This is a genomic window from Bacteroides thetaiotaomicron VPI-5482 (assembly GCF_000011065.1).
Taxonomy (GTDB): Bacteria; Bacteroidota; Bacteroidia; order Bacteroidales; family Bacteroidaceae; genus Bacteroides; species Bacteroides thetaiotaomicron.
This window is the reverse complement of sequence record NC_004663.1, coordinates 3386908-3400166: the sequence shown is the minus strand read 5'-3', so window position 1 is coordinate 3400166 and position 13259 is coordinate 3386908. Positions and strand designations below refer to the sequence as shown.

At 42.0% G+C, this 13259-nt stretch carries 14 protein-coding genes and 5 tRNA genes; 16 read left to right on the top strand and 3 right to left on the bottom strand.

Annotated elements, in window-relative coordinates:
- Nucleotides 1-146: 146 nt before the first annotated feature.
- From BT_RS24850 to BT_RS13900, 3 genes are all read right to left on the bottom strand, one after another.
- On the bottom strand, nucleotides 147-281 hold the full coding sequence (locus BT_RS24850) for a hypothetical protein (RefSeq protein ID WP_256365422.1): 135 nt from the start codon (nucleotides 279-281) through the stop codon (nucleotides 147-149).
- 34 nt (nucleotides 282-315) lie between these two features.
- Nucleotides 316-828 (bottom strand): gamma carbonic anhydrase family protein, encoded by a 513-nt coding sequence (locus BT_RS13905; protein ID WP_008765423.1) that lies wholly within the window; start codon nucleotides 826-828, stop codon nucleotides 316-318.
- Between the two features lie 149 nt (nucleotides 829-977).
- Nucleotides 978-2759 (bottom strand): aminopeptidase P family protein, encoded by a 1782-nt coding sequence (locus BT_RS13900; RefSeq protein ID WP_008765424.1) that lies wholly within the window; start codon nucleotides 2757-2759, stop codon nucleotides 978-980.
- A 191-nt stretch (nucleotides 2760-2950) separates the two neighbouring features.
- On the opposite strand from BT_RS13900, the gene rpsU reads away from it, so the two are divergent.
- The 16 genes from rpsU to rpoB all read left to right on the top strand — a co-directional run bounded on the left by rpsU (nucleotide 2951) and on the right by rpoB (nucleotide 13230).
- Complete coding sequence (gene rpsU, locus BT_RS13895; protein WP_002558090.1) at nucleotides 2951-3142, top strand: 30S ribosomal protein S21; 192 nt, start codon at nucleotides 2951-2953, stop codon at nucleotides 3140-3142.
- A gap of 73 nt (nucleotides 3143-3215) precedes the next feature.
- Complete coding sequence (xerC, locus tag BT_RS13890) at nucleotides 3216-4097, top strand: tyrosine recombinase XerC (RefSeq protein ID WP_008765425.1); 882 nt, start codon at nucleotides 3216-3218, stop codon at nucleotides 4095-4097.
- A 16-nt stretch (nucleotides 4098-4113) separates the two neighbouring features.
- Complete coding sequence (gene hpf, locus BT_RS13885; protein WP_008762025.1) at nucleotides 4114-4413, top strand: ribosome hibernation-promoting factor, HPF/YfiA family; 300 nt, start codon at nucleotides 4114-4116, stop codon at nucleotides 4411-4413.
- A gap of 97 nt (nucleotides 4414-4510) precedes the next feature.
- Nucleotides 4511-4587, top strand: a tRNA-Thr gene (locus BT_RS13880).
- 155 nt (nucleotides 4588-4742) lie between these two features.
- Nucleotides 4743-4825 (top strand) — tRNA-Tyr (locus tag BT_RS13875).
- A 28-nt stretch (nucleotides 4826-4853) separates the two neighbouring features.
- Nucleotides 4854-4926, top strand: a tRNA-Gly gene (locus tag BT_RS13870).
- A gap of 12 nt (nucleotides 4927-4938) precedes the next feature.
- Nucleotides 4939-5010: transfer RNA gene (locus tag BT_RS13865), tRNA-Thr, on the top strand.
- Between the two features lie 50 nt (nucleotides 5011-5060).
- Nucleotides 5061-6245: an elongation factor Tu gene (gene tuf / locus BT_RS13860; RefSeq protein ID WP_008762026.1), complete on the top strand. Its 1185-nt coding sequence runs from the start codon at nucleotides 5061-5063 to the stop codon at nucleotides 6243-6245.
- A gap of 54 nt (nucleotides 6246-6299) precedes the next feature.
- Nucleotides 6300-6372 (top strand) — tRNA-Trp (locus tag BT_RS13855).
- A gap of 14 nt (nucleotides 6373-6386) precedes the next feature.
- Nucleotides 6387-6578: a preprotein translocase subunit SecE gene (secE, locus tag BT_RS13850; RefSeq protein WP_004296363.1), complete on the top strand. Its 192-nt coding sequence runs from the start codon at nucleotides 6387-6389 to the stop codon at nucleotides 6576-6578.
- Between the two features lie 17 nt (nucleotides 6579-6595).
- Entirely contained in the window at nucleotides 6596-7138 is a 543-nt protein-coding gene (gene nusG / locus BT_RS13845; RefSeq protein WP_004296362.1) for a transcription termination/antitermination protein NusG, read from the top strand.
- A 61-nt stretch (nucleotides 7139-7199) separates the two neighbouring features.
- Nucleotides 7200-7643, top strand: coding sequence for a 50S ribosomal protein L11 (gene rplK / locus BT_RS13840; RefSeq protein ID WP_008762027.1), 444 nt, complete (start codon nucleotides 7200-7202; stop codon nucleotides 7641-7643).
- Nucleotides 7644-7658: 15 nt separating this feature from the next.
- Complete coding sequence (gene rplA / locus BT_RS13835; protein WP_004310894.1) at nucleotides 7659-8357, top strand: 50S ribosomal protein L1; 699 nt, start codon at nucleotides 7659-7661, stop codon at nucleotides 8355-8357.
- Nucleotides 8358-8372: 15 nt separating this feature from the next.
- Nucleotides 8373-8891: a 50S ribosomal protein L10 gene (gene rplJ, locus BT_RS13830; protein WP_008762028.1), complete on the top strand. Its 519-nt coding sequence runs from the start codon at nucleotides 8373-8375 to the stop codon at nucleotides 8889-8891.
- Between the two features lie 47 nt (nucleotides 8892-8938).
- Complete coding sequence (rplL, locus tag BT_RS13825) at nucleotides 8939-9313, top strand: 50S ribosomal protein L7/L12 (protein ID WP_002558082.1); 375 nt, start codon at nucleotides 8939-8941, stop codon at nucleotides 9311-9313.
- A 104-nt stretch (nucleotides 9314-9417) separates the two neighbouring features.
- Nucleotides 9418-13230, top strand: a complete 3813-nt coding sequence (gene rpoB / locus BT_RS13820) for a DNA-directed RNA polymerase subunit beta (RefSeq protein WP_008762029.1) — start codon at nucleotides 9418-9420, stop codon at nucleotides 13228-13230.
- Nucleotides 13231-13259: the final 29 nt, after the last annotated feature.

The following is a 13259-nucleotide window of genomic DNA, read 5'->3' as shown; positions in this document are numbered from 1 at the left end:
TCATTTCTTTGCGGTTTTGAACTAAATGATAGTCAATAGTATCTTAAATGGGCTGTCTAAAAAGTCAATAGTATCTTAACTCTCCTCCTTCTGGAAGGAGGAGTACCCGTAGGGGGAGGTGGTAGGTGAATACATAATCCTATCATTTACAAAGAAATAGGAACAAACATTATCTCTCCTACCACCTCGGTCTTCGACCACTCCTCCTTCCCGAAGGAGGAGATTCGAGATAGAATCGACTTTTTAGTCACCCCCAATGGAGATACTACTGTTTGATTCATTCCTTTGCAATTTTGAATCAACTACTGATTCACATTATTTATACCATTGGGAATACATCAGGTAATTGTGAGCGATTTTTTGGTTTAGCTCCTTTGCTTGCTCCGGGTCTACCTTCTTAATAAATTTAGCCGGTACCCCTCCCCAAATGCTTCCGGGCTCGATCACTGTATTGCTCAATACCAAAGAACCGGCGGCAACGATGGAGCCTTCGCCTACTACGGCATGATCCAATATGGTAGACCCCATCCCGATAAGTGCATAATCTTTGACGGTTGCTCCGTGAATCGTCACATTATGTCCTACGGAAACATGATCACCAATTTCGATGGTTGACTTCTCATATAAAGTATGTAGCACGCTTCCATCCTGAATATTGACTCCATTGCCTATCCGTATGGAATTAACGTCACCGCGCAATACGGTACAAAACCAGATGCTACAGTCATTTCCTATTTTTACATCTCCTATGATAGTTGCATTGTCTGCGAGAAAACAGTTCTCTCCAATTTCGGGGGTAAAGCCCCGCACTGATTTGATTAAAGCCATAAAATATATTGTTTCTAATGATGTTTTTATTGAATATGATTGGGGATTGTCTGACACCCGGGTCTCGTACCGTCTGACACCCGGGTCTCAAGCAGCCTGACACCCGGGTGTCGGTATGCTCAACACCCGGGTGTCAGACAAAAGCTGTTTTAAATAGCTTTTGTTGCTTCTAGCAGCCACTTCTTTTCTTCTTCGTTTAGACTTGGAGAAAGTTTTTCGTAAACGGTTCGATGGTAGTCATTGAACCACTTGACTTCCTCTGCCGTCAGCATTTCTTTGATGATGCCTTTTTTGCAGATCGGGCATAGGGTGATCGTCTCAAATTTGAAATATTCTCCGAACATGCCTTCCTTATCTTTGCAGACCAATGTCAGATTCTCGGTGCGTATCCCGTGGCTGCCTGCTTTATAAACACCAGGTTCATTGGATGTAACCATACCGGGTTGCAGCACAATGGGATTTTCGTTCATACGGATACTTTGCGGACCTTCGTGTACGCTCAGAAAATGTCCTACGCCATGTCCGGTACCATGAAGGAAGTTCATGCCATGACTCCAGATAGGCATACGGGCCAATACATCGAGTTGGGCGCCGCGGGTTCCGGCTGGAAATTTAGCCATTGCCAATGCAATATGGCCTTTTAATATTAAGGTATAGTCTGTTTTTTCTTCCTCCGTCAGTTCGCCTAATGCAATAGTACGTGTGATGTCAGTTGTTCCGTCCAGATACTGTGCTCCCGAATCTAACAGCAAGAAACCTTTAGGCTGAAGCGTGACATCACTCTCCTCCGTTGCGGAATAGTGCACGATTGCTCCATGTTCTTTATATCCGGCGATTGTGTCGAAACTTTCTCCCATATACAAAGGTTGGGCTGCTCTGAACTCATGCAGCTTCCGGTCTACGCTCAGTTCGGTCTCTTTGCCCGAAGGCACTGATTGTTCCAGCCATTTAAGGAACCTGACAAGCGCCACGCCATCCCGCTGCATTGCGTGATGGATGCCGACGATCTCCTGCTCATTGCGAATGGCTTTCAGCAATGTCACAGGAGATTCTCCACGAATGATCTTGCATGCAGGATTGATAGCCGAATAAATCGCATAGTTCGTTTTCTTTGGGTCGATAAGTATGTTTTCTCCTGCAAAAGAATTCAGGAAAGATTCAGCTTCATCATATTTTCTCAGGCTGACTTGCTGTTCTTGCAAGTATTCATTTACCTGTTGGGTAATCTTCTCCGGCGAAATAAAGTAGACTACTTCATCTTGAGTAACCAGTAGATAACTTACTATAACCGGATTGCAATGCACATCACTTCCTCTCAGATTGAGAGTCCATGCTATTTCGTCCAGACTGGATAAAAATAAAGCATAGATGCCTTTCTTTTTCAGCTCGGCACGAATGGCGGCAACTTTTTCTCCACAACTTTTTCCTGCATATTTAACATCGTAGATGAAAGCCGGAGCATCAGGCATGGATGGACGGTCCTTCCAGATGTTTTTCAGCGGATCGCCAAACAGGTTGACCTGTAACTGGTAGGGGGCAAGATCTTCTTTCATTTGTTCCACCTGTTGTACGGAGAACATTTTCCCATCAATACTCACAGATTCTCCCGGCTTTAGATTCTGACAGAGGAACTTTGTGATACTAGGAGTTTCCGGCAGCATCTCTTTATATAATGTAATGCCGCTGCCTTCCAGTTCCTTTTCCGCTTGCAGGAAATAACGGGAATCTGTCCATAGTCCGGCTTTATCCATTAAGATGACGACTGTTCCGGCGGAACCCGTGAAACCGGAAATCCATTCACGGGACATCCAATAAGGAGCTACATACTCACTCAGGTGAGGATCGGTGCTGGGAATGATGAACGCTTTGATATTGTTAGGGCGGAATGCCATCCGTAGTGCGTGTATACGCTCTTTTATGCTCTGCTTCATACCTTATTATATTATTTATAGACATATTTAAGAGTTTCAAAGGTACTAACTTTTCGCGGTTAATGATTTGTTTATGAATAGTTTTTGAGAAATATTTGCCGAAAGTTTTGTGAATAAAGAAAGTATGTGTAATTTTGCGGCGCAATTTGACTGCGGAAATTTTTAACCAATAACATATTAATAATAACAAAATGATTGTAGTACCTGTAAAAGAAGGCGAAAACATTGAAAAAGCGCTGAAGAAGTTTAAAAGAAAATTTGAGAAAACTGGCATCGTGAAAGAATTAAGAAGCAGACAGCAATTTGATAAACCGTCTGTAACTAAAAGACTTAAGAAAGAACGTGCAGTTTATGTACAACAACTTCAGCAAGTAGAAGATTAATAATTCGTAATTTCCTTTGAATTATTGAATTCTTTTCATACATTCGTTGCACGATTTTAGATGTAGCGATATTATGTTAATTAAATCTTTTCTTGATTACCTCCGGTATGAGCGGAACTATTCCGAAAAAACCGTTCTGGCGTATGGCGAGGATATAAAGCAACTACAGGAGTTTGCTCAGGAAGAGTACGGAAAGTTTGATCCGTTGGAAGTGGAAGGTGAACTGATTCGTGAATGGATTGTTTCATTAATGGATAGGGGATATACTTCAACTTCTGTAAATCGAAAGCTAAGTTCGCTCCGGTCGTTCTATAAGTATCTTTTAAGGCAAGGAGAGGTGACAGTAGATCCGTTACGAAAAATAACAGGACCTAAAAATAAGAAGCCGTTACCTGCTTTTCTGAAAGAAAGCGAAATGGACAAGTTGCTGGATGATACGGATTTTGGCGAAGGATTTAAAGGTTGTCGTGATCGGTTGATTATTGGAGTGTTTTATGCTACAGGCATAAGACTTTCGGAATTGATAGGTCTGGATGATAAGGATGTAGATTTTTCCGCTTCTCTTTTGAAAGTAACCGGGAAAAGAAACAAGCAGCGGCTAATACCGTTCGGTGATGAACTGAAAGAGTTGATGCTTGAATATATTAATGTAAGAAACGAAACGATTCCGGAAAGGTCGGAAGCTTTCTTTGTTAAAGAGGATGGTGAGCGGCTTTATAAGAATCTGGTCTATAATTTAGTGAAACGGAACCTGTCAAAGGTGGCGACGCTGAAAAAAAGAAGTCCTCACGTGCTGAGGCATACTTTTGCTACCACAATGCTGAATAATGATGCAGAACTGGGTGCGGTAAAAGAACTTTTGGGTCACGAGAGTGTTGCAACTACCGAGATCTATACGCATGCCACATTTGAAGAACTTAAAAAAGTGTATAAACAAGCTCATCCAAGAGCTTAAAAAAAAGGAGGTAAGTATGGATATTAGAATTCAATCAATTCACTTTGATGCGTCAGAGCAATTGCAGGCATTTATTCAGAAGAAAGTGTCTAAGTTGGAAAAATATTACGAAGATATAAAGAAAGTAGAGGTGTCATTAAAGGTAGTTAAGCCGGAAGCTGCTGAAAATAAAGAGGCGGGCATAAAGATTCTTATCCCTAATGGTGAGTTTTATGCAAGTAAAGTGTGTGATACATTCGAGGAAGCAGTTGATTTGGATGTGGAGGCGCTTGAAAAACAACTGGTGAAATACAAGGAAAAACAGCGTAGCAAATAAAAAAATCGCAAATATTTTGCGGGAAAGAAATAAATAACTAAATTTGCAGCCGTTTCGCTCGCGTTAGAACGTGACGGTTGCATTTTTTAGCTAGAACGCCTCTTTAGCTCAGTTGGCCAGAGCACGTGATTTGTAATCTCGGGGTCGTTGGTTCGAATCCGACAAGAGGCTCCAAGGATGAATGAGGATCATCCGGTTTTAGCGAAAGGGATGACGGTAGTCAATTCGGTTCGCGTGGCGGGAAGAATTAGAAGAAGAACTGAGAATAAAACATCTATGTTCAGAGTATTGTTCGCTATTTGATTTTAATTCTTTGTTTGAAATATTAAGGGCAAATACCAGAGTGGCCAAATGGGGCAGACTGTAAATCTGCTGTCTTTCGACTTCGGTGGTTCGAATCCATCTTTGCCCACAATCAGAGTGACAACTTTGGCAAGAATGCGGAAGTAGCTCAGTTGATAGAGCATTAGCCTTCCAAGCTGAGGGTCGCGGGTTTGAGCCCCGTCTTCCGCTCTTTTTTTTCTTGCTGTTATAGCTCAGCGGTAGAGCACTTCCTTGGTAAGGAAGAGGTCCCGGGTTCAAGTCCCGGTAACAGCTCATAAAGATGTAAATGCTGATTATTAATCAAATAAATAACAAGTAAAGCTATGGCTAAAGAGAAATTTGAACGTACCAAACCGCACGTAAACATTGGTACAATCGGTCACGTAGACCACGGTAAGACAACGTTGACAGCTGCTATCACTACTGTGTTGGCAAAAAAAGGTCTTTCTGAGTTGCGTTCTTTCGATTCTATCGACAACGCTCCTGAAGAAAAAGAAAGAGGTATTACTATCAATACTTCACACGTTGAGTACGAAACAGCTAACCGTCACTACGCACACGTTGACTGTCCGGGACACGCCGACTACGTAAAGAACATGGTAACTGGTGCTGCTCAGATGGACGGTGCTATCATCGTTTGTGCTGCAACTGATGGTCCGATGCCTCAGACTCGCGAACATATCCTGTTGGCTCGTCAGGTAAACGTACCTCGTCTGGTTGTATTCTTGAACAAGTGCGATATGGTAGACGACGAAGAAATGTTGGAACTCGTTGAAATGGAAATGAGAGAACTTCTTTCATTCTATGATTTCGATGGTGACAATACTCCTATCATCCAGGGTTCTGCTCTTGGCGCATTGAACGGTGTTGAAAAATGGGAAGACAAAGTTATGGAACTGATGGATGCAGTTGATAACTGGATTCCACTTCCTCCGCGCGATGTTGATAAACCATTCTTGATGCCGGTTGAAGACGTGTTCTCTATCACAGGTCGTGGTACTGTAGCAACAGGTCGTATCGAATCTGGTATCATCCACGTAGGTGATGAAGTTGAAATCCTTGGTTTAGGTGAAGATAAGAAATCAGTTGTAACTGGTGTTGAAATGTTCCGTAAACTGTTGGATCAGGGTGAAGCTGGTGACAACGTAGGTTTGTTGCTCCGTGGTGTTGACAAGAACGAAATCAAACGTGGTATGGTTCTTTGTAAACCGGGTCAGATTAAACCGCACTCTCGCTTCAAAGCTGAGGTTTATATCCTGAAGAAAGAAGAAGGTGGTCGTCACACTCCGTTCCACAACAAATACCGTCCTCAGTTCTACTTGCGTACTATGGACTGTACAGGTGAAATCACTTTGCCGGAAGGAACAGAAATGGTAATGCCGGGTGATAACGTAACTATCACTGTAGAGTTGATCTACCCAGTAGCATTGAACCCAGGTCTTCGTTTCGCTATCCGCGAAGGTGGACGTACAGTAGGTGCTGGTCAGATTACTGAAATTATCGACTAATACACAATAATTAATCAGTTCCCGGTTTTACTATCGGGAACTGATTATGTACAAACGGGAGTAGCTCAGTTGGTAGAGCACCGGTCTCCAAAACCGGGTGTCGGGAGTTCGAGCCTCTCCTCCCGTGCTAATATTATTGAAATGAAAAAGGTAATAGCTTATATTAAAGAATCTTACGACGAACTTGTTCATAAAGTATCGTGGCCTACGTATTCCGAACTTGCTAACAGTGCAGTAGTTGTTTTATATGCTTCCCTGCTTATTGCATTGGTAGTATGGGGTATGGATGTCTGTTTCCAGAACTTCATGGAAAAAATTGTTTATCCACATTAAAAAATTAGGAATTGAAAATGGCTGAGATTGAAAAGAAATGGTACGTTCTACGTGCTATTAGCGGAAAAGAAGCTAAGGTAAAGGAATATCTTGAAGCTGACCTTAAAAACAGCGACCTTGGTGAATATGTATCTCAGGTATTGATTCCAACTGAAAAAGTGTATCAGGTTCGCAATGGTAAAAAAATTGTGAAAGAGAGAAGTTATCTCCCTGGTTACGTTTTGGTGGAGGCTGCTTTGGTTGGTGAGGTCGCTCATCATCTGCGCAATACTCCGAATGTGATAGGCTTTTTAGGCGGCTCCGAGAAACCGGTGCCTCTCAGACAATCAGAAGTGAATCGTATACTTGGTACAGTAGACGAACTACAGGAAACGGGTGAAGAACTCAATATTCCGTATGTAGTGGGTGAGACTGTGAAAGTTACTTTTGGTCCTTTCAGCGGATTCAGTGGTATCATTGAAGAAGTGAATAGTGAAAAGAAGAAACTAAAGGTCATGGTGAAGATATTCGGGCGCAAAACGCCGCTTGAATTAGGCTTTATGCAAGTGGAAAAAGAATAACGCGGAATTGTTACGCTGTTGTTGTTCTTCGTTTAATGTTTATATATAAATCAATAAAAAAATGGCTAAAGAAGTTGCTGGACTAATCAAGTTACAGATTAAAGGAGGCGCTGCAAATCCATCACCCCCAGTTGGACCTGCTTTGGGTTCCAAGGGTATTAATATCATGGAATTTTGCAAGCAATTCAATGCCAGAACCCAAGACAAGGCAGGTAAGATTTTGCCTGTTATCATTACTTACTACGCAGATAAGTCTTTCGATTTTGTAATCAAGACTCCTCCCGTTGCTATTCAATTGCTTGAAGTAGCTAAGGTAAAGAGTGGTTCTGCTGAGCCTAACCGTAAGAAAGTTGCCGAGCTTACTTGGGAGCAGATTCGTACGATTGCTCAGGACAAAATGGTTGACTTAAACTGTTTTACTGTGGATGCTGCCATGAGAATGGTTGCTGGTACAGCTAGAAGTATGGGTATCGCTGTAAAAGGGGAGTTCCCGGTTAATAACTAATAAACTTCAATTGTAATGGGTAAACTGACAAAAAATCAAAAGTTAGCTGCAGAAAAAATTGAAGCAGGGAAAGCATACTCACTGAAAGAAGCTGCATCTTTAGTAAAAGAAATTACTTTCACTAAATTTGATGCCTCACTGGATATTGACGTACGTTTAGGTGTAGACCCACGTAAAGCTAACCAGATGGTGAGAGGTGTTGTTTCACTTCCTCATGGTACTGGTAAAGAAGTACGTGTTTTGGTACTCTGTACACCGGATGCTGAAGCTGCTGCAAAAGAAGCTGGTGCTGACTATGTTGGTCTTGACGAATATATTGAAAAGATCAAAGGTGGATGGACTGATATTGATGTAATCATCACTATGCCATCTATCATGGGTAAAATTGGTGCACTCGGTCGTGTACTCGGTCCTCGTGGATTGATGCCTAACCCGAAGAGTGGTACTGTAACTATGGATGTTGCTAAAGCTGTAAAAGAAGTAAAACAAGGTAAGATTGACTTTAAAGTTGATAAGAGCGGTATTGTTCATACTTCTATCGGTAAGGTATCATTCAGTCCTGATCAGATTCGCGACAACGCGAAAGAGTTCATCTCTACTCTGAACAAACTGAAACCGACCGCAGCAAAGGGTACATATATTAAGAGTATTTATCTTTCTAGTACAATGAGTGCGGGTATCAAAATCGACCCGAAATCAGTGGATGAAATCTAATAAAACAGAGAAATAATGAGAAAGGAAGATAAAAATTCGATTATAGAGCAAATTGCTGCTACAGTAAAGGAATATGGCCACTTCTATTTGGTAGACGTTACAGCGATGAACGCTACTGCTACAAGTGCATTGAGAAGAGATTGTTTCAAGTCTGACATCAAATTGATGGTAGTTAAGAATACATTGCTTCACAAAGCTCTTGAAAGCCTGGAAGAAGACTTTTCTCCTCTTTACGGTTCTTTGAAAGGTACAACTGCTGTTATGTTTTGCAATACTGCAAACGTACCTGCTAAACTGATCAAGGACAAAGCTAAAGACGGAATTCCCGGACTGAAAGCTGCATATGCAGAAGAAAGCTTCTACGTTGGTGCAGACCAATTGGATGCTCTCGTTGCTATCAAGAGTAAGAACGAAGTTATCGCCGATATCGTTGCATTGTTGCAATCTCCGGCCAAGAATGTTATTTCTGCTCTTCAATCAGGTGGTAACACCCTTCACGGAGTTCTCAAAACTCTTGGTGAGAGACCCGAATAATTTTCAAAAAACAACAAAGTATTTAAACAATTAAAATCATACAAAAAATGGCAGATTTGAAAGCTTTTGCAGAACAATTAGTTAACTTGACAGTAAAAGAAGTTAATGAACTTGCAACTATCCTTAAAGAAGAATACGGTATTGAACCTGCTGCTGCAGCTGTTGCTGTTGCTGCTGGTCCTGCAGCTGGTGCTGCTGCTGTAGAAGAAAAAACTTCTTTCGACGTAGTATTGAAGAGCGCTGGTGCAGCTAAACTTCAGGTTGTTAAGGCCGTTAAGGAAGCTTGTGGTCTTGGCTTGAAAGAAGCTAAGGACATGGTAGACGGTGCTCCTAGTGTAGTAAAAGAAGGTTTGGCTAAAGACGAAGCAGAATCATTGAAGAAAACATTGGAAGAAGCTGGAGCTGAAGTTGAACTTAAATAACATTAGCCTGGTAATCAGGTAATTCGGTTAGGAATCCTTCGCAAGAGGATTCTTAACCTTTTTGTGTATATATTTCAAATTAAGTTCTCCAAATTCATTCACAGATGTCTTCAAATACTGTAAATCAAAGAGTTAATTTTGCTTCGACTAAGAATCCGCTTGAATATCCGGATTTCCTGGAAGTACAATTGAAGTCATTCCAAGACTTTCTACAATTAGATACCCCACCTGAAAAGCGCAAGAATGAGGGTTTGTATAAAGTATTTGCTGAAAACTTCCCTATTGCCGATACAAGAAACAATTTTGTTCTTGAGTTTTTGGATTATTATATTGATCCGCCGCGCTATACCATCGATGATTGTATAGAGCGTGGGCTCACATATAGTGTTCCTTTGAAAGCGAAACTTAAGCTGTACTGTACCGACCCCGATCACGAGGATTTTGATACAGTTATTCAGGACGTATTCCTCGGCCCGATCCCTTACATGACTGATAAGGCTACTTTCGTCATTAACGGTGCCGAACGTGTAGTTGTGTCACAGCTTCACCGTTCTCCGGGTGTGTTCTTCGGTCAGAGTGTACATGCCAATGGTACGAAACTTTACTCGGCTCGTATTATTCCGTTTAAAGGTTCGTGGATTGAGTTTGCTACCGACATCAATAATGTGATGTACGCATACATCGACCGTAAGAAGAAATTGCCGGTAACTACTTTGTTACGCGCGATTGGTTTCGAGAACGATAAGGATATTCTTGAGATTTTCAACCTTGCAGAAGATGTTAAGGTAAACAAAACAAATCTGAAGAGAGTTCTGGGTCGTAAGTTAGCTGCACGTGTTTTGAAAACATGGATTGAAGATTTCGTTGATGAAGATACCGGTGAAGTGGTTTCTATCGAACGTAACGAGGTTATTATCGACCGTGAAACCGTACTGGAGGAAGTACATATTGATGAAATTCTGGAATCGGGAGTTCAAAACATCCTTTTGCATAAGGACGAGCCGAATCAATCTGATTTCTCTATTATATATAATACTCTGCAGAAGGACCCGAGTAACTCGGAAAAAGAAGCTGTGTTGTATATCTATCGTCAATTGCGTAACGCTGATCCGGCCGATGATGCAAGTGCACGTGAAGTTATCAACAACTTGTTCTTCTCAGAAAAACGATATGACCTTGGTGATGTAGGTCGTTACAGAATCAACAAGAAACTGAATCTGACGACTGATATGGACGTGCGTGTCCTCACGAAGGAAGATATCATTGAAATCATCAAATATCTGATTGAGTTGATTAATTCAAAAGCAGATGTGGATGATATTGACCACTTGAGCAACCGTCGTGTACGTACAGTAGGTGAACAGCTTTCTAACCAGTTTGCTGTTGGTTTGGCTCGTATGTCTCGTACGATTCGTGAACGTATGAACGTTCGTGACAATGAAGTATTTACTCCGATTGATTTGATCAATGCGAAGACTATTTCTTCTGTGATCAATTCTTTTTTTGGAACAAATGCTTTGTCACAGTTCATGGACCAGACAAACCCGTTGGCTGAAATTACGCACAAGCGCCGTATGTCTGCCCTAGGTCCTGGTGGTCTTTCTCGTGAACGTGCCGGATTTGAGGTTCGTGACGTTCACTATACACACTACGGTCGTCTTTGTCCGATTGAGACTCCTGAAGGTCCGAATATCGGTTTGATTTCTTCCTTGTGTGTATTCGCTAAAATTAATGAGCTGGGATTCATTGAAACTCCGTACCGTAAGGTGGAAAACGGAAAAGTGGATCTTTCCGATAATGGTCTGGTTTATCTGACTGCTGAAGAAGAAGAAGAAAAGATTATTGCACAGGGTAATGCTCCGTTGAATGATGACGGTACATTTGTTCGCAATAAAGTTAAATCTCGTCAGGACGCTGACTTCCCGGTTGTAGAACCGTCTGAAGTAGATTTGATGGACGTTTCTCCTCAGCAGATTGCATCGATTGCTGCTTCACTGATTCCGTTCCTGGAACATGATGATGCTAACCGTGCATTGATGGGATCAAACATGATGCGCCAGGCAGTTCCTTTGTTGAGAAGTGAAGCTCCGATTGTAGGTACAGGTATCGAACGACAGTTAGTGAGAGACTCTCGCACGCAGATTACTGCAGAAGGCGATGGTGTTGTTGACTTCGTTGATGCTACTACGATCCGTATTTTGTATGACCGTACAGAGGACGAAGAATTTGTAAGCTTCGAGCCTGCTTTGAAAGAATATAGAATTCCGAAGTTCCGTAAGACGAACCAGAACATGACTATTGACTTGCGTCCGATTTGTGACAAAGGTCAGCGCGTGAAGAAGGGTGACATCCTGACTGAAGGTTATTCTACCGAAAAGGGTGAATTAGCTTTGGGTAAAAACCTGTTGGTTGCTTATATGCCATGGAAGGGATATAACTATGAGGATGCTATCGTATTGAACGAACGCGTGGTTCGCGAGGACTTGTTGACTTCTGTTCACGTAGAAGAATACTCTCTGGAAGTTCGTGAAACGAAGCGTGGTATGGAAGAATTGACTTCTGATATTCCGAATGTAAGTGAGGAAGCTACTAAAGACCTGGATGAAAATGGTATCGTAAGAATCGGTGCGCGTATCGAACCGGGTGATATCATGATCGGTAAGATTACTCCGAAAGGTGAATCTGATCCTTCTCCGGAAGAAAAACTACTTCGTGCTATCTTCGGTGATAAGGCAGGTGATGTGAAAGATGCTTCTTTAAAAGCTTCTCCTTCTTTGAAAGGTGTTGTTATTGATAAGAAACTTTTCTCACGTGTAATCAAGAACCGTAGCTCTAAACTGGCGGATAAAGCATTGTTGCCTAAGATTGACGATGAGTTTGAATCAAAGGTTGCAGACTTGAAGCGTATTCTGGTTAAGAAACTGATGACTTTGACTGAAGGCAAGGTTTCTCAGGGTGTGAAAGACTACTTAGGAGCAGAAGTTATTGCTAAGGGATCTAAGTTCAGTGCTTCTGATTTTGATTCACTTGACTTTACTTCTATTCAGCTGAGTAACTGGACTAGTGATGACCATACTAATGGTATGGTTCGTGATCTGGTTATGAACTTTATCAAGAAATACAAAGAGCTGGATGCTGAATTGAAGCGTAAGAAGTTTGCTATCACTATCGGTGATGAACTTCCGGCTGGTATCATTCAGATGGCTAAAGTATATATTGCTAAGAAACGTAAGATTGGTGTAGGTGATAAGATGGCAGGTCGTCACGGTAACAAGGGTATCGTGTCACGTGTTGTGCGTCAGGAAGATATGCCGTTCTTGGCAGATGGTACTCCGGTTGACATTGTACTGAATCCGTTGGGTGTGCCTTCTCGTATGAACATTGGTCAGATTTTTGAAGCTGTATTAGGTCGTGCCGGAAAAACTTTGGGCGTGAAATTTGCAACTCCTATTTTTGACGGTGCTACGATGGACGACTTGGATCAGTGGACAGACAAAGCGGGATTGCCACGTTACTGTAAAACTTATCTTTGTGATGGTGGTACAGGTGAGCAATTTGACCAGGCAGCAACCGTAGGTGTGACTTATATGCTGAAGCTGGGGCACATGGTTGAAGACAAGATGCACGCTCGTTCTATCGGTCCGTACTCATTGATTACTCAGCAACCTCTTGGTGGTAAAGCACAGTTCGGTGGTCAGCGTTTCGGAGAAATGGAGGTTTGGGCACTCGAAGGCTTCGGTGCTGCTCATATCCTGCAGGAAATCTTGACTATTAAGTCTGACGACGTAGTAGGACGTTCTAAGGCTTATGAAGCAATTGTGAAAGGTGAACCGATGCCGCAACCCGGTATTCCGGAATCCTTGAACGTATTGTTACACGAGTTGAGAGGTTTAGGTTTGAGTATCAACCTAGAATAAAATAATGAAAGAATGCAGGATGTCAATAG